The sequence below is a fragment of the Geopsychrobacter electrodiphilus DSM 16401 genome, from assembly GCF_000384395.1.
GTDB lineage: Bacteria > Desulfobacterota > Desulfuromonadia > Desulfuromonadales > Geopsychrobacteraceae > Geopsychrobacter > Geopsychrobacter electrodiphilus.
On the sequence record NZ_ARWE01000001.1, the window covers coordinates 2,789,586 to 2,814,433 of the forward strand.

Annotated in this window: 24 protein-coding genes and 2 riboswitches; of the genes, 16 read left to right on the plus strand and 8 right to left on the minus strand. The window is 54.4% G+C overall.

Annotated elements, in window-relative coordinates; genetic code table 11:
• The first annotated feature begins 20 nt into the window (after positions 1-20).
• Positions 21-135, plus strand: a riboswitch (SAM riboswitch).
• 73 nt (positions 136-208) lie between these two features.
• From D888_RS0113280 to D888_RS0113320, 7 genes are all read left to right on the plus strand, one after another.
• Positions 209-1,363 (plus strand): trans-sulfuration enzyme family protein, encoded by a 1,155-nt coding sequence (locus D888_RS0113280; protein ID WP_020677048.1) that lies wholly within the window; start codon positions 209-211, stop codon positions 1,361-1,363.
• A 188-nt stretch (positions 1,364-1,551) separates the two neighbouring features.
• Positions 1,552-3,933, plus strand: a complete 2,382-nt coding sequence (locus D888_RS0113285; protein ID WP_169513288.1) for a methyl-accepting chemotaxis protein — start codon at positions 1,552-1,554, stop codon at positions 3,931-3,933.
• A 141-nt stretch (positions 3,934-4,074) separates the two neighbouring features.
• Positions 4,075-4,191: riboswitch (SAM riboswitch) on the plus strand.
• 98 nt (positions 4,192-4,289) lie between these two features.
• A complete protein-coding gene (gene metX / locus D888_RS0113295) occupies positions 4,290-5,399 on the plus strand; it encodes a homoserine O-acetyltransferase MetX (protein WP_020677051.1) in 1,110 nt (369 codons plus the stop codon).
• A gap of 350 nt (positions 5,400-5,749) precedes the next feature.
• On the plus strand, positions 5,750-7,561 hold the full coding sequence (locus D888_RS0113305) for a chloride channel protein (protein ID WP_020677053.1): 1,812 nt from the start codon (positions 5,750-5,752) through the stop codon (positions 7,559-7,561).
• A gap of 28 nt (positions 7,562-7,589) precedes the next feature.
• Positions 7,590-8,189 (plus strand): DUF502 domain-containing protein, encoded by a 600-nt coding sequence (locus tag D888_RS0113310; protein ID WP_020677054.1) that lies wholly within the window; start codon positions 7,590-7,592, stop codon positions 8,187-8,189.
• Between the two features lie 126 nt (positions 8,190-8,315).
• A complete protein-coding gene (locus tag D888_RS0113315; RefSeq protein WP_020677055.1) occupies positions 8,316-8,822 on the plus strand; it encodes an MgtC/SapB family protein in 507 nt (168 codons plus the stop codon).
• A gap of 8 nt (positions 8,823-8,830) precedes the next feature.
• A complete protein-coding gene (locus D888_RS0113320; RefSeq protein WP_020677056.1) occupies positions 8,831-9,406 on the plus strand; it encodes a DUF2179 domain-containing protein in 576 nt (191 codons plus the stop codon).
• Positions 9,407-9,412: 6 nt separating this feature from the next.
• On the opposite strand, the gene D888_RS0113325 is transcribed toward D888_RS0113320, so the two are convergent.
• The 3 genes from D888_RS0113325 to D888_RS0113335 all read right to left on the minus strand — a co-directional run bounded on the left by D888_RS0113325 (position 9,413) and on the right by D888_RS0113335 (position 12,327).
• Positions 9,413-10,558, minus strand: coding sequence for a M20 family metallopeptidase (locus D888_RS0113325; RefSeq protein WP_020677057.1), 1,146 nt, complete (start codon positions 10,556-10,558; stop codon positions 9,413-9,415).
• A complete protein-coding gene (locus D888_RS0113330) occupies positions 10,555-11,049 on the minus strand; it encodes a GNAT family N-acetyltransferase (RefSeq protein ID WP_020677058.1) in 495 nt (164 codons plus the stop codon). The genes D888_RS0113325 and D888_RS0113330 overlap by 4 nt, the downstream gene beginning before the upstream one ends.
• 75 nt (positions 11,050-11,124) lie before the next feature.
• Positions 11,125-12,327, minus strand: a complete 1,203-nt coding sequence (locus tag D888_RS0113335; protein WP_026362387.1) for an MFS transporter — start codon at positions 12,325-12,327, stop codon at positions 11,125-11,127.
• A gap of 543 nt (positions 12,328-12,870) precedes the next feature.
• Between D888_RS0113335 and D888_RS21660 the strand changes: the two genes are divergently transcribed.
• Positions 12,871-13,761, plus strand: coding sequence for an aminotransferase class IV (locus tag D888_RS21660; protein WP_020677061.1), 891 nt, complete (start codon positions 12,871-12,873; stop codon positions 13,759-13,761).
• Positions 13,762-13,785: 24 nt separating this feature from the next.
• On the opposite strand, the gene D888_RS0113350 is transcribed toward D888_RS21660, so the two are convergent.
• Positions 13,786-14,937, minus strand: coding sequence for a histidine decarboxylase (locus D888_RS0113350; RefSeq protein ID WP_020677062.1), 1,152 nt, complete (start codon positions 14,935-14,937; stop codon positions 13,786-13,788).
• Between the two features lie 142 nt (positions 14,938-15,079).
• On the opposite strand from D888_RS0113350, the gene D888_RS0113355 reads away from it, so the two are divergent.
• The gene (locus tag D888_RS0113355) at positions 15,080-15,550 is read left to right on the plus strand and encodes an Lrp/AsnC family transcriptional regulator (RefSeq protein WP_020677063.1); all 471 of its coding nucleotides are present in this window, start codon (positions 15,080-15,082) and stop codon (positions 15,548-15,550) included.
• A gap of 51 nt (positions 15,551-15,601) precedes the next feature.
• Positions 15,602-15,814 carry a hypothetical protein gene (locus D888_RS0113360; RefSeq protein WP_020677064.1) on the plus strand — a complete coding sequence of 71 codons (213 nt, stop codon included), beginning with the start codon at positions 15,602-15,604 and terminating at the stop codon, positions 15,812-15,814.
• Positions 15,815-15,886: 72 nt separating this feature from the next.
• On the opposite strand, the gene D888_RS24780 is transcribed toward D888_RS0113360, so the two are convergent.
• The 3 genes from D888_RS24780 to yjgA form a co-directional block, all read right to left on the minus strand.
• The gene (locus D888_RS24780; RefSeq protein WP_020677065.1) at positions 15,887-16,021 is read right to left on the minus strand and encodes a hypothetical protein; all 135 of its coding nucleotides are present in this window, start codon (positions 16,019-16,021) and stop codon (positions 15,887-15,889) included.
• A 97-nt stretch (positions 16,022-16,118) separates the two neighbouring features.
• Complete coding sequence (locus D888_RS0113370; protein WP_020677066.1) at positions 16,119-16,319, minus strand: cold-shock protein; 201 nt, start codon at positions 16,317-16,319, stop codon at positions 16,119-16,121.
• A gap of 247 nt (positions 16,320-16,566) precedes the next feature.
• Positions 16,567-17,121 carry a ribosome biogenesis factor YjgA gene (yjgA, locus tag D888_RS0113375; protein ID WP_020677067.1) on the minus strand — a complete coding sequence of 185 codons (555 nt, stop codon included), beginning with the start codon at positions 17,119-17,121 and terminating at the stop codon, positions 16,567-16,569.
• A gap of 100 nt (positions 17,122-17,221) precedes the next feature.
• Here yjgA and D888_RS0113380 point away from each other — a divergent pair, with 100 nt between their 5' ends.
• A complete protein-coding gene (locus D888_RS0113380; RefSeq protein ID WP_020677068.1) occupies positions 17,222-17,752 on the plus strand; it encodes a cysteine hydrolase family protein in 531 nt (176 codons plus the stop codon).
• Here D888_RS0113380 and D888_RS0113385 read toward each other — a convergent pair.
• The gene (locus D888_RS0113385) at positions 17,731-19,164 is read right to left on the minus strand and encodes a nicotinate phosphoribosyltransferase (RefSeq protein WP_020677069.1); all 1,434 of its coding nucleotides are present in this window, start codon (positions 19,162-19,164) and stop codon (positions 17,731-17,733) included. The genes D888_RS0113380 and D888_RS0113385 overlap by 22 nt on opposite strands.
• A gap of 110 nt (positions 19,165-19,274) precedes the next feature.
• Between D888_RS0113385 and D888_RS0113390 the strand changes: the two genes are divergently transcribed.
• The 5 genes from D888_RS0113390 (at position 19,275) to D888_RS0113410 (ending at position 24,638) form a co-directional block, all read left to right on the plus strand.
• Entirely contained in the window at positions 19,275-19,841 is a 567-nt protein-coding gene (locus D888_RS0113390; RefSeq protein ID WP_020677070.1) for an HDIG domain-containing metalloprotein, read from the plus strand.
• A gap of 9 nt (positions 19,842-19,850) precedes the next feature.
• Positions 19,851-20,606, plus strand: coding sequence for a nickel pincer cofactor biosynthesis protein LarB (gene larB, locus D888_RS0113395; protein ID WP_026362391.1), 756 nt, complete (start codon positions 19,851-19,853; stop codon positions 20,604-20,606).
• Positions 20,603-21,802 (plus strand): nickel pincer cofactor biosynthesis protein LarC, encoded by a 1,200-nt coding sequence (gene larC, locus D888_RS0113400; protein ID WP_020677072.1) that lies wholly within the window; start codon positions 20,603-20,605, stop codon positions 21,800-21,802. Before larB ends, larC begins: the two co-directional genes overlap by 4 nt.
• The gene (locus D888_RS21665; RefSeq protein ID WP_020677073.1) at positions 21,799-23,082 is read left to right on the plus strand and encodes a CinA family nicotinamide mononucleotide deamidase-related protein; all 1,284 of its coding nucleotides are present in this window, start codon (positions 21,799-21,801) and stop codon (positions 23,080-23,082) included. Before larC ends, D888_RS21665 begins: the two co-directional genes overlap by 4 nt.
• A 71-nt stretch (positions 23,083-23,153) precedes the next feature.
• Positions 23,154-24,638 (plus strand): GAF domain-containing sensor histidine kinase, encoded by a 1,485-nt coding sequence (locus D888_RS0113410; RefSeq protein ID WP_020677074.1) that lies wholly within the window; start codon positions 23,154-23,156, stop codon positions 24,636-24,638.
• Positions 24,639-24,848 lie beyond the last annotated feature (210 nt).

Genomic DNA, 24,848 nt, shown 5'->3' on the forward strand with positions numbered 1-24,848 from the left:
GCCTGAAACGCATAAAACACTTTTCATCAAGAGTGGTTGAGGGACAGGCCCGTTGACGCCACAGCAACCGAAAGCCGAAGTTATTTCGTCATCAGGTGCTAACTCCTGCTCCGTTGAATCGGAGAAAGATGAGAAGGCTCCGGCATGTACCCTGTGTTCCCGGCCCCTTTTCTGATGAGAAGGGGCCTTTTATTTTAAGGAGAGTTATATGCTCAAAAAAGAGAGACTCCGCATTGAAACGCGACTGGTCCAGGCCGGCGTAGGCCGTGACACGCTGACCGGCGCCATCAGCCTGCCGATTCATCCGAGCGCCACATACCGGCATCCCGCAGTTGGACAATCAACCGGCTACGACTACACCCGCTCGGGCAACCCGACCCGTGAGGCACTTGAAGAGCTGTTGGCTGACATGGAGGGTGGCTCCCGCGGTCTGGCCTTTGCTTCCGGGATGGCAGCCCTGACCACCCTGTTCCTCTACTTTTCCAGTGGCGACCATCTGATTCTGTCAGAAGACCTTTATGGTGGAACCTATCGGGTTCTGGATCAGATTTTCTTACGTTTTCAGCTGACCACCAGCTATGTCGACACCAGTGACCTGAACGCGGTGAACAACGCTATTACCCCCGCGACCAAAGCGGTTCTTGTTGAGACACCGGGCAACCCCCTGCTCGGGATCGCCGACATCCGTGCCATCGCGCGGTTGTGCAAACAGCACCGGCTGCTCTTTATCGTCGATAACACCTTCTTAACCCCACTTCTGCAGCGCCCAATCGAACTCGGAGCCGACATCGTGATTCATTCGGCGACCAAGTATCTCGGCGGGCACAACGACCTCTGTGCAGGAGCCCTGGTCACCGCAGACAAAAAGCTGGGGGATGAGCTCTATTTCCTCCAGAATTCAACCGGGCCCATCTTGCCACCTCAGGATTGCTGGCTACTCGTCCGCAGCTTGAAAACTCTCGCACTCAGACTTGAGCGACAGTGTCAAAGCGCGCAACAGATTGCCGAATGGCTGGATCTGCAGCCACAGGTCCAAACTGTCTATTTTCCAGGATTACCCACCCATCCCGGACATCAACTGATTCAAGAGCAGGCGACCGGATTCGGCGCCATGCTCTCCTTTCGCGTCGACTCTCACCAGCGCGCCCGCCAGATTCTCGAAAGGATAAAAATTATCAGCTTTGCCGAAAGTCTTGGGGGGGTCGAGAGTCTGTTGACCCTGCCGGCAATCCAGACCCACGGTGATATACCTGCAAGTGAAAGAGAACGCCTGGGAATTTGCGAATCACTGCTGCGTCTCTCGGTAGGTTGCGAAGATGTAAACGATTTAATTGCCGACCTGCGGCAGGCACTGAACGGCTGAAATCACAACTTGTCGTAAAATTATTATTTCTTTATATTTAACCCTATGTTCATATGTAGGCGTTTAGCATGTGTAAGTACGAATTATGCACCGCAGCGCAAAGGAATCCAGTCTGACTTTTATAGTCGATGAAACCAGGGCGCCTGCGGTTATTCTGCCATCTCATTGATTATCTCCACCCTGAGGAAATGATGCTACGCTCCCTAAGTCTGCGTTGGAAAATTCTGATTGCCTTACTTGGGCTATCTCTGCTGCCACTTATTCTGGTCAGTTTTCTCTTCACCCAGATGACGGATTCCCGCTTCAACAATGATTTGCTCGAAAAAGCGGAACGCGGTGAAAATTTCGTGCGCGCGAGCAACCAGGCAACCCAGGAAGAACTTGGCACCGAGCTCAAACGGCTTGAGGATAATTCGGGGTTGATCGATGCCATACACCTCAATCAATTGACCGGCGATGCCAGCAGACTGACCCCGGCTCTGCATAAAATCCTGCAGAGTTATGCTTTGGACCGCATAGAAATACTCAGCCAGGACGGCATACTCTACACCCTGACAAAAAAACAGGACTCCCTGGATAGAGAAGTTCTTACCGATAGCGAAAAAGAGAATCTCCTCGGCAGCCTGGGGGCCGAAGTTGATAACCGCACCCAGTTGATTCGCGGAGACCTGACCTTTGCGGCGGGAATCCCGATCATTTTTCAGGGGCAGGCCATTGCCCGCCTGCACGGCTTCCGCATCTTCAATAATGCCCTTGCAATCCGTCTAAAAAAACTAACCGGGACCGAACTGGCCTTTCATAATGGGAACCGGGTGGTCGCCTCATCGACCCCGGCCCTTGCGCAACTCAACCTGCAAGCCATACTTGATCACAAACTGAACCAGACGAAGATCGATTCGACACCCTTTATGTTGTTCTCCTCTACCTTACCGAATAATCAGGGTGGCTTCTATCTGGCTATCAACAACTCTGCCGCTCAAAATTCCCGCAATCAAATGCGGCAAACCCTGATGGTCGCTCTGATTGTTGTCTTTTTTCTTGCCGCCGGAGTCGCCTTGGTTGTTTCGCGCGGGATCACCACCCCCCTGCAGCAGGTCGTTGGCCACCTTCAACAGATTGCAGATGGCGCCGGAGATTTGACCCGGACCCTGCCGATCACCTCAGGGGATGAAGTCGGTGCTTTGGCGTTGAGCTTTAATCGCTTGATGGCCAGCCTGCATGAGATGATTTCCCGTACCCATAATGCTACCCAGAGTGTCGGCGAAGCAGCCAAACAACTCAGCAGCCGCTCGGTTGAACTCAGCCATGAAGCAGATGAACAATCCCTGGCTCTTGAAAAGAGCCATCTCGCCATAAAGGTCATCAGCGCGATGGCCGAGGAGATTACTGACAACGTTTCATCGCTTGTCGCATCGGTACAGGAGAGTGCCGCCGCCACCTACGAATTCGGGTCAACTACCACAGGTATTTCGGAGCAAATGGAACATCTTTTCAACGTCACCAATGAAATTTCCAATTCGATCCACCAGCTCTCTTCATCGAACATGCAGATTGAAGGGAACATCAGTGAACTCTCGCGCAGCTCTCTGGAGACTGCGGAATCAATTCGCCAGATGGAAGAAGCAACCCGATCGATAGATGAGGGGGCAGGGCATACGCGCAAACTGGTTGAACAGTCAGCCGCACAGGCCCTGGAGGGAAAAGCCGCAGTAATGGACACCATCCGTGGTATCAGTGGCTTACAGAAAACGATTGAGCAGGCTCATCACGCGATCCGCGACCTTGGAAATCGTTCGGATGCCATCGGCAATGTCGTAAATGTCATCGCTGAGATTGCCGACCAGACCAACCTGTTGGCACTGAATGCAGCAATTATTGCGGCACAAGCAGGTGAACATGGCAAAGGGTTCGCCGTTGTCGCAAGTGAAATTCGAAGCCTGGCCGAACGCACTTCGATCTCGACCGAGGAGATTGCCGGAATCATCGAAAACCTGCAGGAGGGGACACGCCTGGCGGTCAGTGCGATTGAGGCCGGAAGCGTTAAGGCCGAGCAAGAGGTTGCGCGTAGCCAGAACGCCGGGGACGCCCTCGAAAAACTACACAACAGCTCTATCGCCTCAAAGACCCAGGTTGAACAGATTAGCGACCAGGTTCGCAGTCAATCCGATGCCAGCAGCAACATCACGCAGGCAGCTGTCAGCATTACCGAGACCCTGCAACAGATCGCCGCCTCGATCGGGCAACAAAGTCACAGTACCCAGCATCTCGCGAAAGCCGCTGAACAGATGACCGAAATTTCGGCACGCGTTAAAAACAGCACCAGCGAGCAGAAACGTGGCGGCCAGCAGATCTCCAAGGCGATGGAGCTGATTCAGGAAACCATCGAAAAAATTCATAGCGCGACCCTGCAACAGAGCGAAAGAAGCCATGAGGCTATTGAGGTGGTTGGCAAATCAGCGGATATCGCAGAGAACAACGCCACCCGTGCTATCCAATTTAACGAGATTGTCAAAACCCTCTCGACCCAGGCAAAGAGCCTGCAGAAGGATGTCAGTACCTTCAAAGTCTAAAGAATCACGCCCTCTGGAACCCGAAAAGACCTTGCTCATGGTCTCGTCAGAAGCGGTCGAGGTCTGCATAACAATTGACAGCCGCAATCCCGCTGAGCTAGAGTTCACAAACATCGGGCGCCACACCGCGCCCACCAAGCGTCTTTATCGTGAGTGGTGGAGGGAAAGGCCCTTTGAAGCCACGGCAACCGCCCGTTATCTTTATGGATACGGGGTCTGGTGCCAAATCCTTCTCTGTCTGACAGAGAAAGATAAGGACGGTGCCGATTTAAGAGACCGTTACACCTCTAAAAGGCCCGTTTCCTTATTGGAAATGGGCCTTTTTTTTGCGGCAGCCCCCAAAGGAACCGGCAAAGTTGAACGACAGCATCGGCATTGTCACAACTGAATACGCACACTTCGACACCCAGTTGCGCCTGGAAAGCGGTCGGCGTCTCGGTCCCCTGACCATCGCCTACGAAACCTATGGCCGACTGAACACCGCACGTTCAAATGCCATTCTGGTCACCCACGCCTGGACAGGTGATGCCCATGCGGCGGGGCGGCATCACGAAGATGACCGCAAATCCGGCTGGTGGGATAACATGATCGGCCCTGGAAAAGTCTTCGATACCGAGCGCTACTTTGTGATCTGCACAAATGTGATCGGCTCCTGTAAAGGGTCGACCGGGCCGACCAGTATTAACCCTGCCAACGGCCGTGCTTATCGGTTAAACTTTCCGGTTATCATGGTGCGCGACATGGTGCGCGCGCAAAAGCTACTCATCGACAAACTGAAAATCGAAAAACTCCACACCGTTGTCGGTGGATCCATGGGCGCGATGCAGGCACTGGAATGGGGGATTCATTTCCCCGATCGGGTACGTTCCATCGTCCCGATTGCCGGTACCGGTCGCACCTCCCCCATGTCGATAGCGTTAAATGCCCTGGCGCGCCAGGCGATCTTCAACGACCCCCTCTGGAAAAAGGGGAACTATCACCCGGAGCACCCACCAGCTGATGGCTTTGCGCTGGCCCGCGCCGTCGGTCATATCAGTTTTCTATCTGACGCCTCAATGCACTTGAAGTTTGAGCGACGCTTTTCGCGTATGGACGGGATTTTCGATTTTTTCGGAAAATACGAAGTCGAGCGCTATCTCGACTACAACGGCAACTCTTTCGTCGATCGCTTCGACACCAACAGCTTCCTCTATCTGGCCAAAGCGCTGGATCTGTACGACGTCTCCTGGCGGTTTGATTCCCTGGAAGAGGCACTGGAGCCGCTGATCTGTCCTTCGATCTGGTTTTCGTTCAGCAGTGATTGGCTCTACACCTCGTCCCAGGCTGAGGAGGTCGTCACCGAGCTGAGCCGCCAGCAGAAGCCGGTCACCTATCACCTGATCGAATCAGACTACGGGCACGACAGTTTCCTGGTCGAACCGGAAAAATTTGTACCGCTGTTGAAAGATTTTCTCGAGGACTTGTGAGGATGGGGCAAACCGGACGTGTCAGTCCTGCCTGCCCGGATTACCGAAGAGATCAAGTTGGACAAATTTGAGTTTTTCTGATTTGAAGGGGCGGGGCAAAAAACGCGGGCATTCGAGCAAGAGAACGGATTCAGACTGCCGACAACTGCGCACACATTTGCCACAAAGTTTGTTAATCACCAAAGTATCTGACTTTTTTTTGGCGTCCATCTGAATCCTTTTTAGCAAAGACAGCCCAGAGTCTAATCGCGCATTAATTGATTTGCAAGCTCGTTTATCCAATCATTCCTTGCCGATTCCCGCCAGCTCTGGTAAAAAGACCTGTTGCCCTCGCCTCTCCCGGAGTCGCCTTGATCAGTTTTTCTCACTACCTCAAAACTCTGCGCACCCGCTTTTCCGATTCGGGCTTCCGGCTTTTATTTCTGGCTGTTCTGGTTGGCATCGTTGCCGGCTGCGGGGCACTCTTCTTTTATTATGCGACCAATGCTGTCGACCACCTGACTCTGGGGACACTCGGGAACTTTCACCCCCCTCATGAGGGCGTTGCAGCAACGGCTGAGTCCCCCTTTATTGATAGCCTGCACCTTAATTTTCGCTGGTTCCTATTTTTGATTCCAGCCTTCGGCGGAGTGATCTCCGGATGGTTGGTCTACACCTATGCTCCTGAAGCCGAAGGACACGGCACCGACGGCGCGATTGAAGCGTTTCACCGTAAAGGAGGGCTGATCCGCAGCCGGGTCCCCCTGATCAAGACCATCGCTTCCATTGCGACTATAGGTACGGGTGGTTCAGCCGGCCGCGAAGGCCCGATTGCCCAGATCGGCGCAGGCTTCGGCTCTTTTGTCGCCACCAAGCTGGGAATGTCGATTAAGGATCGGCGCATTCTGCTTCTGGCCGGCATGGCCGGAGGAATCGGCGCAACCTTCCGCAGCCCGCTCGGAGGCGCCCTGTTTGCCGTCGAAGTTCTCTACCGCGATCCCGAGTTTGAGCACGAAGGGCTGATCCCCTGCATCATCGCCTCAATCGTCGCCTATAGCCTGTTCGGCGCCGTTACCGGCTGGTCACCGCTCCTAGCCACGCCACGTTTCCATTTTGATCACCCACGCGAATTGATCCTCTTCGGCGTCCTCGGACTGGTGTGCGCAATCCTCGGCAAATTCTACGTCAAGATATTCTACGGCATGCGCGATCTGTTTAGACGCCTGCCGCTCCCCAACTGGCAGAAGCCGGCTGTGGGTGGGCTCTTGGTCGGGATCCTGGCCATGTTTATTCCGCAAGTTCTCGGCTCAGGCTACGGCTGGGTACAGGCGGCACTCTACGGCAAGATGGCGCTCTGGGTGATGCTGGTAATCGCGCTGGCCAAAATTATCGCAACCAGCCTGACTATTTCCTCCGGCGGCTCCGGTGGGGTCTTCGCCCCGTCCCTGGTCATCGGCGCCATGATCGGGGGGGCCTTTGGTGCTTCAGCCGAAATACTCTTTCCTGTATTAACGCAGGACCCGCGCGCCTACGTCCTCATCGGCATGGCCGGGTTCTTCGCCGGCGTGGCCAACGCGCCGATTGCGACCCTTATCATGGTCAGCGAGTTGACCGGCAACTACGGCCTGCTGGCGCCACTGATGCTGGTCTGCGTCGTTGCGATGCTTACCACGCGCAAAAACAGCATCTATGAAAAACAGGTTGCCGGCCGTTTTGATTCTCCTGCTCACCTTGGAGACTTCGTCATTGATGTGCTTGAAGGGATTACCGTTTCTGCCCTCGCCGGCAAAGGACGCCCACCTGTCTGCATCCCTTCCAATATGACCCTGCCAGATATTCTGCATAAAATTGCCACGGCCAAGGGCGCCTACTACCCGGTCATCAATGACAAGGGCTTGATGACCGGCATTTTTTCGGTGAATGATATCCGCCGTATTCTCAATGAAGATATCCCCCCCGGCCTCATTATCGCGCAGGACATCGCTACGCAACAGGTCATGACCGCCAGCCCTGACGAACACTTGCCCATCGTCATGAAACGTCTGACCCAGCGCAACCTCGACGAAATTCCTGTGGTTGACCCTAACGAACCTCAAAAAGTTCTCTATATGCTTTCACGCCGCAGCCTGCTTGCGTACTATGCCGAACAAGTTGAAAAGACGCGTGAAGTGATGGCGCTCTAAACTGTTGAGTGAACCAATGAAAACAGTAATGAACATCGTGATAGGCTATTTTTTGCGTGGACTGCTGTTTGTCGTGCCGATCGCGGTAACGTTGTATGTTGTAGTGCAACTCTTTCAATTTATCGATGGTCTGCTGGCGCGCGTTGTCAATCCCTACCTGCCAAATTACGTAGTCGGCACAGGACTGGGCCTGGTCGTCCTTATTCTGGTCATTACACTTCTGGGCATCATCACCTCCAGCGTCATTGCCCAACAGGTCCAGCTCTTGATCGGCAAGGCCCTCGAACGTGTGCCGCTGATCAAAACCATCTACTCGGCGATCAAAGACCTGCTCTCCGCCTTCGTAGGGAAAGAGAAACGCTTCGAGCAACCGGTTCTGGTCAAATTGGGGCACAACCTGGAGATCGAACGGGTCGGGTTCCTGACCAAGTCCAGTTTGGCCGACATCGGCCTTGACTCAGATAAGGTAGCGGTTTACCTCCCCCATGCCTATGCCTGGTCGGGCAATCTGGTCATTGTGCCGCGCAATCTGGTCACCCCCCTCAATATCAAGCCAGCCGAAGCGATGAAGCTCATCATCTCAGGCGGGGTTACGCACATTGTCCAGCGACGCCCGGACGGCAAATAGACATCCATCTCGCCGCAGCATCCTTTAAGGTCAGATCCCCAAAAGACCCAGCCAATTAAGTCGCTGGCTTTTTCAAACAGCGCCAGTTAGGATGAAGAGCCTTTCTTCTCTCTTCGGAGCGGTTGCATGCATGCACTTTTCACTCTCCCTGTCGACTTTTCAATATTCCCACTATCCTGGGCGGGACTGATAACAACCTTTATCTGCGGTGGAATTATCGGCCTGGAACGCCAGCTCTCCGGCAAGCCGGCGGGCATTCGCACCAGCACCCTGATCTGCATGGGGACCTACATTTTCGTCGCCGCCGGAACACCCCTGGTCAGCGCGGGCGGCGATCCGACACGGATTATCGGACAGGTCGTCACCGGCATCGGTTTTCTCGGCGCCGGGGTTATTTTGACGCGGGAAGGTTCGGTACTCGGGGTTACCTCAGCCGCAACGATATGGGTTCTGGCGGCCATCGGAGTCATGGTTGGGCAAGAACGCCTCTATGTTGCGATTGTACTTGCGCTTCTGACCGTAGGTATTCTATTCGGCGTCAACCTTCTCGAGCGGATATTCTCCAGTCTGCAGCCCGGGGTTCACCACCAGTTGAAGAACCTGTGGCGCAGCACTTATAACAGCGAACAGTAGGCATGCCGATGATTGAAAGCTGGTCCCTGATTATCCTGCCATTTGCGATCTTCTTCGCCCGTATCATCGACGTGTCGATCGGCACTCTGCGGATTATTTTTCTGACCCGCGGGCTAAAATATCTGGCCGGTCTCCTCGGGTTTTTTGAATCACTGGTCTGGATTCTGGCCATCAGCCAGGTGATGCAAAATCTCAACGACTGGGTGGCCTATCTGGCCTATGCTTGCGGGTTCGCTGCGGGGAACATCGTCGGAATCTGGTTCGAAGAGCGCATCGCCATGGGCAACCTGATCGTACGCGTCATCACCCGACTGGAAGCCGATGAACTGGTCATCAAGTTGCGCGATAACGGCTTTAGCGCCACCGCAATCGACGCCGAGGGGGAAGAGGGGCCGGTCAAGGCGATCTTCGTCATCATCAAACGAAAAATGCTTACCGAGGTCCTGGCGCTCATCCGCCAATACAACCCGAAAGCCTTCTACACCATCGAAGATGTGCGCTTCGTCAGCATGCCGCATTTAGCGCCCCTGGCCGCGCCAAAAAGAACCCTTCAAGTCAGGCGTGCCCTGCGCATGCGCAAATGAGTCCGCTTAGACCTTACGTCCGGCGCCTGCATGCCCTAACGCCAGTGCCGTATAAACCCGGGCCGCAGCTTCGACTTCAGCGAGACTGGTCTGCTCTTCGGCGGTGTGGGCGGTTTCAAGCGAACCGGGGCCAAGAATTAACGGCTGACTTCCGGCCTGAAAAAAGAGATTGCCGTCGGAATGGGAACGGAATGGGACGAAATTGAGCGGCAGATTAAGTCGCGGATAGGCGTCTTCCAGAATTTCGACCATCGAATTTTTCAGATCCATCTGGTAGCCGCCCGCCTCAAACTCGAACCCAACCTCCAGCGCAAGCCCCTTGATACTCGACCTTGCCTTTTCGATGACTTTTTCAACTTCACGCCGCACCACCGCCGGATCAAGTAACGGAGAGAGGTGGAGATCGATCCAGGCCTCACAGCGATCCGGCACCACAAAACCTGCACGTGCCGAACTCATCTCGCGGATTGAATAAACCAGTTGCCCCTTCTCCTGATCGAAGAGCGGCAACCGCTCCAGCAGCAGCAGCACACGCAGCATCGATTCGATCGCGTTATGCCCCAACTCCGGCAGTGAAGAATGGGTTCGCCGCCCCTGAGTGGTCAGCGCAACTTCCATATAACCATAGTGGCTGAAGGCTGGCAGCATCGAAGTCGGTTCGCCGATCACCACCCATTCAGGAACAGTCTCCTGCAAAAAACGCGCACTGCCGTCGCCGTTCTCCTCTTCACCAACCACCAGCAACAGACCAAGGGAGGGGCGTTCAACTTCAGGCAGGGTTGCCAACGCCAGCCAGGCTTCGACCATCGCCGCACAGCCCCCCTTCATATCCGCAGCGCCCAGCCCCCTCACCACACCCCACTCTTCGACAGCCGCATATTCGTCGATGTCCCAGGCGGCGACTGTGTCGACATGGCCAACAAGATAAAGGGAGGGTTCACCTTTACCCATGATCGATATCAGATTGTAGCGCTCCTCCTCGACTTCCTGACGCAAAACCGGGATACCGGTCGCCGCCAGATGCTCCTCCAGGTAAAGCTGGATATCCTCCTCTTTGCCCGAGGGAGAATAGATATCGATCATCTCCATCAGGGTGCGTTGCAGGCGTTCGGGATCGATGGCGTTCCAAACCTGCTCGAGTGGCGCAATCATACTCTGGCCTTTCTCGGCTTCTTGGGTTTCGAAAGATTGAGCGTCATATAAACGTGCTGCTGCATCTTGTCGAACCCCAGCTTCTTAAAAAATTTGATCCCTCCTTCATTATCGGCGTCGGTATCGATAACGATCATCCGCACCCCCTGTTCGATCATGCGGTGGCGGATTTCAACAAAAAGTTGCTGTCCCGCCCCGCCCTTCTGCAGGCCAGGCCGCACGCCGATCCAGACCAGATAGCCATATTTCCAGGCCGAATTTTGTTTCTCAACCGTTGTCCCCAGGGCAAACCCGACGATTTCACCCTCCAATTCAGCCACCAGACAAAGTTCGGTCTCGGTATTGAAGAGACTGGTAATTTCATACTCATCCCAGGTGCGATACATGCTCTGGGAAAACTCAGAGGTAAAGAGCTTCTCCCCCAGATGAAACACCGCCGCCAGGTCATCAATCGTCATGTCTCGGACATCAATTTCTTCTTTTTTGTTCATAACACCTCTGGTTATCTTTAATTAATCTTACAGTCGTCCTCAATAGTTTATTATCAGAAAATACCGGATATGATTTTATCCAATTTTGCCAGCAGGATCCAACACCAGCGGCTTGTCATTGATCGGCAGATGCAGCAGAGTCGCCAGCAAGCCCAGTCCCATCGCAATCACCCAGACCCCGGTATAAGACCCGGTTAAATCAAACACACGTCCGCCGAGCCAGGCCCCGAGAAAGGCTCCCAGTTGATGGCTCAGAAACACGATGCCGTAGAGGGTCGAAAGGGAACGCACACCAAATATCTGGGCAACGATACCGCTGGTCAGGGGCACCGTCGCCAGCCATAAAAACCCGATCAACAGACTGAATCCGAGCGCCGTAACCGACGTCATCGGCAGCAGAATCAACGCCAGCATCAGGAAGGTCCGTGAAATATAGAGGCCGCTGAGAAGAAACTTGCGCCGCGTCAAATCTCCAAGTTTACCGAAGACCAGACAGCCGAAGATATTCGCCAGCCCGATGAGCGCCAGTGCATTGGCCCCCAGCTCTGGAGAGAGCCCGCGATCCACCAGGTAGGCCTGATAATGTGTCGCGATGAAGGCGACGTGAAAGCCGCAGACAAAGAAACCGCAATTGAGCAACCAGTATCCACGATGGCTGCGGGCGCAACGGAAAGCCACGGACAGATCAAGTCCCTGAGCATGGGAGGGGTGATCTCCAGTTTCAGCCGAAAAACCGAATGCGAGCAGCGAAATTCCAACCACCAGCAACGCCAGCAGTTCAAGGGAGTGCTGCCAGCCGAAAGCCTCCGTCAGAGCCTGGGCTATCGGCACCAGGGCGAACATGCCAAACGAGCCAGCGGCGGTAATAATCCCGAAGGCCATGCCGCGTTGCCCCGCAGCGACCAGACGGGCCACAACACCGAGGACCACAACATAGGTGCTCGCCGAGAGTGCCAGGCCGATCGTTGCGCCCAGGCTGAGGTTCAACGCCAACGCCGAACCAGAGTGGGCCGTCAGCACCAGACCCAGGGCATAAAGCAGGCCACCAGCGGCCAGTACGCGCTGCGGGCCGATCCGGTCGGCCAACAGCCCGACCAGCGGCTGGACCAACCCGAAACAGAGATTCTGCAGGGCGATGGCCAGCCCGAATGTCTCACGGCCGACCGCCAGTGCCTGAGTAATCGGCTGCAGGTAGAGCCCGAAACTTTGGCGGATACCCATGCTGAGAATAACAATCAAGGCACCATACATGATGGTGCGGGAGGTTGAACGCGACATGCAGAGGAAAATCTCCATTGTTCTCGGCAGAATAGCCACATGACCTTCCTGCCATCCTAGCGCTTGAATGTTCCTAAAGCAATCGGAGACAGGGAGAGTGCTGTCGACAGGACTTCAAATAAGCGAACTCTGTACTTAATTGAGCCGCAAACCGGCGCTGCGAGGGGCGATGAGGCATGGGGATGGCACTCTCTTGGTATCACTTACGTCAGGTCCTGGTTTTTCTGAGCCTGTACCCACTCAATTAGGCAGAAATTTTCTGCAATACCTTTGACGGCAGCTTCAATGAAAGTGGTAATCTGGTACATGAACAGATTCTGGACCTTCGACGCCCAGCCATGGGCACCCTGTCATCTTCCTTAGCGATCTGAGTATGCTTGACAACGTATGGGGTTTCACCTCGTCCCCGGTCACGAGGTCGTGCAGTATCAGTCAGATTGGGTCCGATATCCGACACCTGAGCGTCAATCAAAAAGTCGGTCTTAGCTGGCATGCCTGTTACAGCATGACCTGTCCGACCTGAATGGTTGGCAGGCGCGTCACATGAAAATAATCAGAAAGGTCGCTATGAGCTACGTCTACCTGAACGATGAATTTGTTAAAAGTGATGCGGCGAAAATCTCGGTTTTCGATCAGGGGTTTTTATACGGTGACGGCATTTACGAGTGTTTCCGCTCCATCGGCGCGCGACTCTATCACTTCTCGCAACACTATCAGCGCCTTCGCCAATCGGCCGAAGCCCTCAGCTATGCGCTCCCCTACAACCAGAGGCAACTGGAAGAGGTGTTACTAGAGCTGCGCCAGCGCAATGCCCTGCAAGACGCCTATTTCCGCATCACCATCACCCGCGGACGAGGTGAAATCGGCTTTCAGCATGACCTCAAGAGTGCGTTGACCTGCGTAATTATTGCGCGTGAATTCAGAGGGTTTGCCGCAGAACACTACCAACAGGGGATCGCCTTGCGGGTCGCACAGATTCGGCGCAACGCCCCCGAAGCGATCAACCCCAAGATCAAATCGATCAGTAACCTCAACAGCCTGCTCGGCAAACTGGAAGCCAAGGCGGTGGGCGCCTTCGAAGTGATCATGCTCAATAATAAGAATCACCTCTGTGAAGGGGCGGCTTCGAATGTCTTCTGGACCAAGGGGGGCTGGGTCTTTACCCCATCGGAGAGCACCGGCCTGCTGGAAGGTGTCACCCGTTCGACCGCCATCCGGCTCTGCGAAGAGCACCTCAACCTGCGGGTGATCAGGGGTGAATACAAACTGCAGGATCTGCTCTGCGCCGACGAGGTTTTCATTACGTCCACTTCACTGGAGGTGATGCCGGTGATCAGGGTCGATGACTTTACCATCAACCAGGGTGTAGTCGGGTCGCTTGCAAAACGACTGCGGGCCGCCTTGCATCAGGATATGGAGTTATCAGGCGAATAGTCCTGAGACGCAGCGGGATTCACTTCAAAACTCAGCAGCAACATCTTCGACAAATTGATCGATCTGCTCGCGACGGACATTAGGCAGGGTTAAAATATGGGAAGCACCGTCGGCACTGGCAAGCTGCCATCGGCTTCGCACCTCCACAGACGGACTGGGGAAAACAACAGTAAGGGCGTTCGGATTACGCCAGGCCTTGACTCCGACCGCACAGAGTCGAGCACAGGCGTAATCAGCCAAATCCAGGCTCTGCTGCACCCGCTCTCGAAAACCCTCATCACCCAAACGTCGAATCGCGGTCCACAAAATCAATGGGGTCAACCCGTTACGCGAACCACTGATCGTGGTGTCGAGATTACCGATATAGGCGATGGATCGGGCGATCCGTTCAACATGCCTCTTTCTGGCCAGCACCACTCCGCAAGGAATGGGAGACCCGATAAACTTATGCCCGCTGATCGAAATACTGTCGGCACCGTCGGCAAAGTCGAAGGCAGGGCGAGGCGTCAAAAATGGGGCCATGAAGCCACAGAGCGCAGCATCACAGTGGATGTACGACTCGCCGATCGCCATCTCCTTGAAAATCTGACGAATCTTAACCAGGTCATCCTTCCCTTCGGTCATGGTCGTCCCGATATTGGCAAACAGAATCGGCACCTGATCCCTGTGCAGCCGCAGGGTTTCACGCAGATCGGCATAATCAATCTCGCCGCTCTCCTGAGCGCGGATCATGATGTGCCGCATGCCGAGCAGATGCAGATTTTTGCTCACGCTATAGTGGGTGGTCTCGGAGAAATAGACCATCGCTTTTGGAAAAAGCTCGCGCGCCAGATACAGCCCGTAAAGATTTCCCTCGCTGCCGCCATTGGTGACATAACCCCACCAGCTATTCTCTTCGGCGCGCAGCAAACGGGCTGAAAACTCGAGGACCTCACGTTCAAATTCACGGGTATCGACCTGATAGGTACTGGGCGCAAAGGGGTCACCAATATTATTCAGGGGCAGATCAAGGAACTGCACCAGATGCTGATAGTCAAAATCCTTGGCCACCGGATAACCGAGGAACTGATCCGTCCGCTCGCTGAGGCGTTCAAATAATTGAGTCAGGCGCGCCTGATCCTGAGTGTTAAGCCTGCGGGACTCTTGATTAAATTTAAATATGGTCGCAACCGGCATAAGAACCCTTTCCCGCAGAACAATATACAGACAAGACCAAGCTTAACCGTAAATCGATCAAATTTCTTTTCAATGTTTTGCTATTTTGCTTGAAAATTGATAGTATTTTTCAGGAATCAGCTTTTTAAAGATCGGATTTATCATGGCACTGGATCGACAGGAGCGCATCATTCTTGAGGCGTTGCAGAAAGATGCAACGCTTCCGGTATCCGATATTGCCCAGCAGGCCGGCCTTTCAACTCCAAGTTGCTGGCGCCGCATTCGGCAATTGCGCGATGCGGGCTATATCCGCCGGCAGGTTGCGCTTCTTGATCCCGGTAAAGTTAATTTACTGGTCACTGTTATTACATCGGTCACCTTGCGGGATAAATCGGTGGCCGGGCAACGTGAGTTTGAACAATTTTCGCAGTTACGCAATGAGGTGCAGGAGTGTTTGTTACTGAGCGGCGGGCGCGATTACCAACTCAAGGTCATCGTACCGACCATCAAGTCTTACGAACATTTTTTAACCTCGGTGTTGCTGAATATGCCGATCGTAGAATCCGCCGAATCTAACTTTGTGTTGCGCGAGGCGAAACAGACGACAGCGCTACCGTTAGGATTGGTCGAATAAATCGACGTGAATGATCGTGCACGTCGCTTAACCAACAGGGAAGAGACAAACATGGAAATTTGTGAGTTATGTGAAGAACAATCGAAAAAAACGCGCAACGGCAAGCCGCATGAACATCTGACTAAAGTCGATGAGGCCCGTATTTTCACAGGCAAAAAACCGAGGGGTTACGAACAGCAGGACTACCAATGTATGACGTGCCAGTCCAAGTTTACCCAAAGCAGCGATAAAAATGATTTAGCCTGGACACTGTGGCGTGGGTAAAGGGTAAATAGTACCCTTGCTTTTACCCGAGACGTCAAAAGGAGGAGGCCCCCCTAAATGACGCAGCAGTCTTCAACCTTCGGCGGGAACATTCGGCTCAGAGGTTTCGACGTCTTCAAGTTTGCGTTTCTTCTTTTCTTCCTTCTTCGCTTTTTTAGCAATCTCTTTCTGGCGTTTTTCAAAGTCATAATTGGGTTTTTTGGCCATCGAAATCTCCTTTTGGATAAGAATTACAAATAATTTGTTAGAAAAAAAGGCCCCACGGAATCCGCGGGGCCTTTTTGCAAATCTACGTAAATCTTATTTAGATTTTACGAACATTTGACGACTGAGGACCTTTTTGGCCCTGGGTGACCTCGAAGCTTACGCGGTCGCCTTCAGCAAGAGATTTAAAACCCTCGCCCTGAACTTCGGAAAAATGAACAAACACGTCAGGTCCGTTATCTTGCTCGATAAAACCAAAACCTTTAGAGTCATTAAACCACTTTACTGTACCTTCTGCCATTTTGATCTCCATATCCCCCGTTGGGGATTTTTTTGTTGTGTAACCTCAGAAACCCTAAAAAAAAACACACAGTCCTATTGAGGTCTGCGTGTCCTTAACATTTTGACACCTTGTCAAACTGTGAGCTCTGAAAACTCTTACACAAACTTGCTTAAGTTCGCGCACCCTAACACAGCATTGAGTATAAATACAAGTGTTTAAATTAAAATAAAAATCACAGCCCAAAGATGCCTCTGAACAGGGATAATCACTTATCGCTGGTTTGTTCGGAATAATCGCGCAGACGTTTAAAAATTTCGCGCGAAGCGCGCTTATCGCCAAAGTTGTGTACCGATTGCGCCAATCGCGCGATGCCTGCATGGTCGAGAGCGGGCCAGAGACTGACCATCTCGTCGAAGGCGCTCTGGAAGCGCTCCTGATCACAAAGTCGGTCGCGCAGATCTTCCAACCTATGAAATTGACGTTTATCCATCCGTTTAACCTGATCAATATCCTCCAGCGCCGCAAAAATCATCGGAAGCCTGTCATCGCGTACGCGCAGTGCGCCGGCAAGGTGCTTGACCTGGCGCTTGTGTGAGCCCCGCCCCAGGGTGTCACGCGCTTCCTTGACCTCGGAGGCGATATCTTCATCCAGCTTTAACTTTTTAAATTGCGCAAGAGGGAGTTCAACCAGACGGATCGCCAAGGCTTCAATCTCCTTGGCCATTTGCTTTTTCTTGGTTTTACTCAGGGGCAGGTCCGCTACAGAGTCAACTTCAGGTTCGTTCATCTCTTCACTCCAGAATTCGGCACAGTTCGACATGCTTAGTCTTCTTTTTAATCCGAGCAACATACCACAACGGCATTTCAATTCGCTGTTATAATTCCCCGGACAGGTTGACAACTTTACGGGAGGCAGAAACATGCAGAGAGCCCTGCTGATCATCGATATGCTGAATGACTTCGTCCGTCCCGGCGCCCCGCTTGAGGTGCCCCAGAACCGCGACATCCTGCCAGCCCTGCAACTACGCCTGATGGATGCTCGACGCGATGGAACTCCGGTAATTTTTGTCAGCGATGCTCACGCCGCAGATGATCCTGAATTTAGTCGCATGGACTGGCCGCCACACGCCATCAGCGGCACAAGCGGCGCAGCAATCATCACTGAACTGGCACCACTAACCACTGAAATTCGCATCGCGAAAACCACCTACTCCGGGTTCAACGGAACCAACCTTGAGGAACAACTAAAAAAGCTGAACATCGAAGAGCTGGTTCTGACCGGTTGTGTCAGCAATATCTGTATCCTCTACACCGCCGCCGACGCAGTAATGAAAGGCTACAGCGTAATTGTGCCGACCGATTGCGTCGCACACCTCGATGCCGCCGACGGCGAATTTGCTTACCGCCAGATGCAGATCATCCTCGGGGTTCAGGTTGAACGTCCGGCCTGAATTGCTGCCTCAGCCAGTAGACGCTGACGTAACTCCAGAAGGCCTCGGCTGATCGAGACCTTGTAACGATGCGGGTTGCGCAAACGAAGTGAACCTGCGGGCAGGCAAGCCAATTCACGCTGTGAGCGTTTTGTCATATCAGCCAACCCCTCCTCAACGCCAAGAAGCTCTCCGCCGGACATGACTAACTGATGAAATTCCTTCAGCCGGGCACGGGCCGGAATCTTGAGGGAGCGCACCGGGTTTTCCGGATCGAACACCTCCGCTTCGGGAAGAATGCTTTCCCCCTGCAACGCAATCAGGTCCAGCAGGTACTGGCCGTCTTCATCTTCAACCCGATAGACCACCTTAGCCCCTGGCAAAGTGGCCTTGGCCGGATCACCGGTGGCCTTCAAGGTTGGACGCCCCGCTATTTCAACCAATTTGTAAACGCCGCCAAGAGCCCCACCTCCCTCGCCGGCACAGGTTGCGAGCCGAGTGCCGACGCCGTAGATATCAATGCGACCCCCGTCGCCGCGGATCGCTTCGATCAACTCTTCATCCAACTCGTTCGAGGCCAGAATCTTCACCTGCGGGAAACCGGCCTCATCCAGCATCTGGCGTGCCTGTCGACTGAGCCAGGCCAGATCCCCAGAATCAAGCCGTATTCCGGCCAATTCAAAGCCTTTTTCGCGCAGCTCCCGCGCGACGGTCACTGCGTTCGGAACCCCTGACTTCAGGGTGTCCCAGGTATCGACCAGCAGCACACAAGTCGCCGGGAAACTTTCGGCATAAGCCCGGAAGGCCTCCAACTCGCTGTCAAAGGCCATCACCCAGCTGTGGGCCTGGGTCCCCCGGACCGCCAGACCGAAGCGCTGGCCAGCGAGCAGATTGCTCGTCTCGTTTCCCCCGCCGACCGCCGCTGCTCGTGCCACGCTCATAGCCCCGTCTGGGCCCTGAGCGCGACGCAAACCGAAATCGATGACCTTGGCTGCCCCCGCCGCAAGACAGAGCCGCGCAGCTTTGGTTGCCACCAGGGTCTGAAAATTGATGATATTAAGCAGCGCGGTTTCGACGAATTGCACCTCGGCCAGAGAGCCCTCAAGGGTCAAGAGTGGCGTATGAGGAAAGACCGCTGTCCCTTCGGGTGGAGCCGTCACCTGACCACGAAAGCGAAAATCGGCCAGCCAGGTAAGAAAATCCGGCTTAAACAGCCCGAGGTTTCCCAAGTAGTCGATTTCTGCGGGTTCAAATTTCAAGTTTTCAAGATAAACCAGCGCCGGCTGCAGCCCGGCAAAAATCGCATAACTGCCATGGTAAGGCGGCGTCCGGAAATAGAGATCAAACACCGCGTGATCCCGATGCATGCCGCGCGCATGGTAGCCGGCGAGCATGGTCAGTTGATACAGGTCGGTCAGAAGGGCTGAAATCATCTTATATCCTTTGCCTTTTGGTCCTCAGATATTTCCAGTATAAACTCTTTCACTTTGGGGCACAGACTCTTTCTGCTATGCTTGCACCAACTTCGTTCAGGAGATGAGAGATGGAATATGGAATCGAGCGCGCCACGGCACTGTCCCTGGTACATGAGCACCTGCAGCAGCCCAACATGATCAAACATTGTCTGGCCAGCGAGGCGGTGATGCGGGCCCTCGCCCGCCAGTTGCACGAAGATGAAGAACAATGGGGCCTGGCAGGACTGCTCCACGATCTAGATGCCGAAGCCACCGCCGACAACCTGTCCATTCACACCCACCAGACGGTCAGGATTCTCGAGGAACGGGGCGTCGATCCGGCCATCATCGACGCCATCGCAATGCACAACGCCGAGGCTCATAACACCCAGCGCCGTACAACCTTTCACCACGCTCTGGCTGCCGGCGAAACCATCACCGGCCTGATCACCGCCACCGCTCTGGTCTACCCCGACAAAAAGCTTGCCAGCGTCAAACCCAAGTCGGTGACCAAGCGCATCAAAGAGAAAGCCTTCGCTGCCGGTGCCAATCGCGATATTATCCGGGAATGCGAATTGATCGGAATACCCCTGCCCGACTTTTGTGCTCTCTGTTTGGGAGCGATGCAGGAAATTTCTGAAGACCTTGGCCTTTAGGTAGAGATGATGACCCCCGAACAGCTCAAAGAATTGCTTCACCAGATCAAAATCGGCAAGACTTCTCTGGAAGATGGTTTTGAAGCCCTGCGCAAATTACCCTTTGAAGATATCGGCATCGCCCAGCTCGACCATCATCGCAGCCTGCGTCAGGGTGTACCGGAAGTTATCTTTGGCGAGGGAAAAACCAGCGAGCAACTGCGGACCATTCTGACCGCCATGGTAAAAGCTGGTGGCAATATTCTGGCCACCCGCCTAGACCGCGAAAAGGGTGCAGCCCTGCAGGATTCCTTCCCCGCCGGACGATTCGATATTGATTCCGGGACCTTCTGTCTTGTGCAACAGTCAATCATTGAGCATGGCGGCAAGGTTCTGGTGGTCTGTGCTGGCACTTCCGACCTGAAAGTCGCCCGTGAGGCAGCCATCACCGCGCGAATGCTGGGGAATCCGGTTGAGGAGCTGATCGATGTCGGCGTCGCCGGCATCCACCGCCTGCTGGCTAAAAGCGATCAGCTACGCGAGGCAGCGGTCATTATCGTGGTCGCCGGCATGGAAGGCGCCCTGCCCTCAGTCATCGGCGGACTGGTGCCGGCGCCCGTGATCGCCGTCCCCACTTCGGTCGGATACGGCGCCGCTTTCGGCGGCATCGCTGCCCTGCTCGGTATGCTCACCAGCTGTGCCAGTGGCGTAACAGTCGTCAATATCGACAACGGTTTCGGCGCAGCCTTTGCGGCACACCGGATTAATCGAGCGAGCAAACCATGAAAACCCTCTACCTCGACTGCTTCTCAGGCATCTCCGGCGACATGTTCCTCGGTCTGCTCATCGACCTCGGCCTTGATCCACACGCTCTTGGATCCGAGCTCGACAAACTCAACCTGCCTGGCTGGCAACTCAAAATCGAACGCGAGCAGCGTCACGGCATCGAAGGTTGCCGAGTGCAGGTGCTCTGTGAAGAGCAGCATCATCATCGCCACTGGAGTGATATCGACCAGTTGATCGAGAAGAGTGCTCTTTCGTCGCCTATCAAAGACCGGGCGAGGCGAATTTTTCTGCGCCTGGGTGAAGCTGAAGCCAAGGTTCATGGCATCAGCCTCGAGGAGGTCCATTTCCACGAGGTCGGCGCCATTGATGCAATTATCGACATGGTCGGCGCGGCCATTGGCCTCGAGCTGCTCGGGATTGAAAAGCTGATCTGCGCCCCGCTGCCACTCTCCCGCGGTCTGTCCCGCTGTGCCCACGGCGCTCTCCCCCTGCCGGCTCCGGCGGTGCTTGAAATTCTTTACGGAGTCCCGATTCTCGACAGCGGCTGTGACAAGGAGCTTGTGACCCCCAGCGGAGCGGCGATTGCGCGCGAAGCATCAGAGTTCGGGCCCCTGCCGGCGATGCAGATTGAAGTGGGCGGCTACGGTGTCGGTGGCTGGCAACTCGAAGATCGCCCCAACCTGCTGCGCGGACTGCTCGGGGTCACCAGGGAATCAAGCCTTGAGCGGGACAGGGTCATGGTCCTTGAGACTCATATCGATGACGGTAACCCGGAATGGCTCGGTGCGCTTATGGATGACCTGCTCGCAGCCGGGGCGCTGGATGTCTGCTACAGCCCGCTGCAGATGAAGAAAAACCGTCCAGCAACCTGCCTCACAGTGATTACCCGGGCAGCCGATCAAGAAAAACTGGCGCGCCTGATCCTTACCGGCAGCAGCGCCAGTGGCCTGCGTTCATATCCGGCGGAACGCTACAAACTGGCCCGTGAAAAATTTGCATGTGAGACAACCCTGGGGTCAGCAAGGGCCAAATTGTTTTTCGAGAACGGATCCCTGCTGCGCATCACCCCCGAATATGAAGATTGTCGGCTGCTCTCCCAGAACAACGGACTGCCGCTCCCGGAAGCCTACAGAATCATTGAACTGCAGATGCGCGAGACGTACCTCGCTCAAAATGCGAAACAGGATAAGAAATGAACAGCTTGCGTGTTGCCATTTTGGCCACCGGTGATGAGCTGCTGAATGGCAGCGGTTGTGACACCAACACTCGTGATATCGCCCGCCTGCTAGGTCCGGCGGGCTATCACATCAATACCGCTCTCTGCGTGCCGGATAATCCCGAGGCGATCCACCGCGCCCTGCATCAGCTCATTTCGCAACAGGATGTGATTATCTGTACCGGAGGTCTGGGCTCAACCGGTGATGATCTGACCGCTAAAACCGTTGCCCAGGCCTTGGGCAGGCCCCTCGAAGAGAATCCCAAGGCGGCCGATATGATCCGCAAACGCTATGCCGACCGAGGCCGCGAACTCGATCCCGGCGTCTTACGTCAAGCCATCCTGCCGCAAAAATCGATCCCCCTGCCCAATTCGCAAGGAACAGCCCCGGGGTTCTGGTTGCGCCAGCAGAATTGCGACCTGTTCTTTCTGCCCGGGGTCCCGGCCGAGATGCGCGCCATGATGATCAATTCCGTCATTCCAGCCCTGCAACGCACAAAACCAGGCGGCGCTCCATTATTACGCCGCAGCTTCGGCTTTTTCGGACTCTCCGAGCCCCAAATTGAAGCACGCATCCCCTATGACGAACTCCCCGCTGAAGTGCAAGTTGCGTTTTCCCTCGACTTCCCGCTGGTCAAGCTGACCCTGAAGGCGGCCTCACCCGCCGCCGGGGATCTTCTCGATGAAGCGGAAGCCCTGCTGGTCGGCACCTTGGGTGACTATCTGGTGTCACGTGGAGATGAGAGTATGGCCGAGCATGTCGGGGCCCTGCTGCGCCATGCCGGGATCAAACTGGCCCTGGCCGAATCCTGCACTGGTGGCTTGATCAGTCATATGCTGACCAGTGTCGCCGGCGCTTCAGATTTTCTTGAACGCGGTGCTGTAACTTATGCCGACTCAGCCAAAATAGATTGGTTGAATGTTTCACCCGCTATTATTTCAACCCATGGAGCAGTCAGTGAGGAGTGCGCCCTGGCAATGGCCACCGGCCTGCGCACTGCGACTCAAAACGATTTAACTCTCGCGGTCACCGGGATCGCCGGACCTGGTGGCGGCACACAGGAGAAACCGGTCGGTACAGTTTTTCTCGCGCTGGCAGCAGAGGGTGTCTCGCAGGTTCGCGGCTACCAGTTCAGTGGTGATCGCCAACAGATCCAAAGAATGAGCGCCTTTATGGCGCTGGAATGGTTGCGCCGCTTCGCGCTTGAGAGCCTGAACTCAGCAAAAACCCAACTTGGCCCTGGCGACCGGCTGCCTTAATTTGGTTGCCCACTTGACGGTTCATCCTGTCTTACTTTTTGCGACACGGCACCTACGATTCGAGATTGAGGGTGAAAAAACAATTGCAGCGAAATTCTGTTCCGCATGACTATTTTGACTTACAACACGAAATTGACCGCCTGCGCCTGCTACAGCAGGTCGCGCTGCATGCCGCCAGCAATCGTCACAATGCCGAAGCTATGCCTGAGCTTTTGGGCCAATTGCAAGAAGCATTCGCCGTTGACGGCTGCGGAATTTATCAGATACCGCAGTCCGATTCTCCCCTGACCCTGCTTCACAGCATCGGCATCGATGAAGATCTCAAACGCGAGATACAAAAAATTCCAGCTAACAAAAGCCTGACCTATAAGGTCATAGAGCGGGGAGTTCCACGCAACTGGGTTGATCTGCACGGGGAAGAAAATCTCTACTGCTCCGCTGCTGTCGATGCGGGCTGGCGCAGCTATCTGGCAGTGCCACTCATAGTTGAAGAGAGCACCTTTGGAGTTCTCTTCTTTTTCCAACGCATCCCCCGGCAGTTCTCACACGCAGAGATCGAACTTCTTGTTCAGATCGGCACCCTGATCGCGGCCAACATCAATACCAACGAACTGCTGGAAAAACTCGAATGGCAACATCGCCTGATGAAGGCCGGACAGCGTGAACTTGAACGCTCACGCAAGCAGTTGCGCGAGCACCTCCTGCGCCTGGAAACTGCCAACAACACACTTGAACAACTCGGTCGCATGAAAGATCGTTTCCTTGCCCTGGCCTCCCATGAGTTACGTACCCCGCTGGTCTGCATTCTCTCCGCCGGACAGCTTCTCGAGCAGCAGCTCGAGGACGCTTCAGACGATGCCCTAGACCTTCTGGCGACCATGCTCCAGGGGGGTGAACGACTAAATATGCTGGTTGAGGATCTTCTCGAGGTGGCACGCATTGAATCGCGTGACATCTATATTGCCCGCGAACGCATCGATTTAACTCAACTCGTAAATAACCTGTTACAGCATAAGACAGAAGCTGCTCACCTTCGTGGTATCAACATCCGGGGCGGAGATATTCCAGACCAGTTCTCACCCTGTGGAGACCAACACCACCTGGAACGCGCGCTGACACATCTTGTCGATAACGCGCTCAAATTTACCCCCCCGGGCGGCTGGATTGAAATCGACGCAGGCTATATCTGCGGCAGCGAGATCCTGAGCAGACAAAAGCTGCTCGAACCCTTTTGTCCACGCTTTTTTGGCGCAGAGCATCTCCCCGATATGGTCGACATTCGCATCTCCGACAGTGGCAGCGGGATCGACGAGCAGGAACGCCTGAAAATTTTTGAAAAATTTCATGGCTGTGGCGATATCAGGCTGCACGGCCGACAGAGAAATTCGCCATCGGGACCGAGTGTTGGGCTTGGCTTGCCGCTGGCCAAAGGCCTGATTGAAGCCCATGGCGGACTTCTCTGGAGTGAGAATGGTGCAGACGGAACAGGGAGTATTTTTCACACCATGCTCCCGATCTTCCGACATCAGACTCATATTGGTCATGAAGCCCCTTAAAAGTGTTTCCAGTCTGCTGTTACTCACCACTATCTCTTGTTGAAACGACAAAATTTATGTTATCGATAAGCGCGCGTGCTCATATTTAATTTTGGCGCAGGATTCGAAATAAGCGAAAAACATCGGAGGGGAGCAGTTTCTTACTATGACCTATTCTGTCACAAGGTTGTATAAGAATTCCTGCCACACACATCATCTTTCATTCTATTT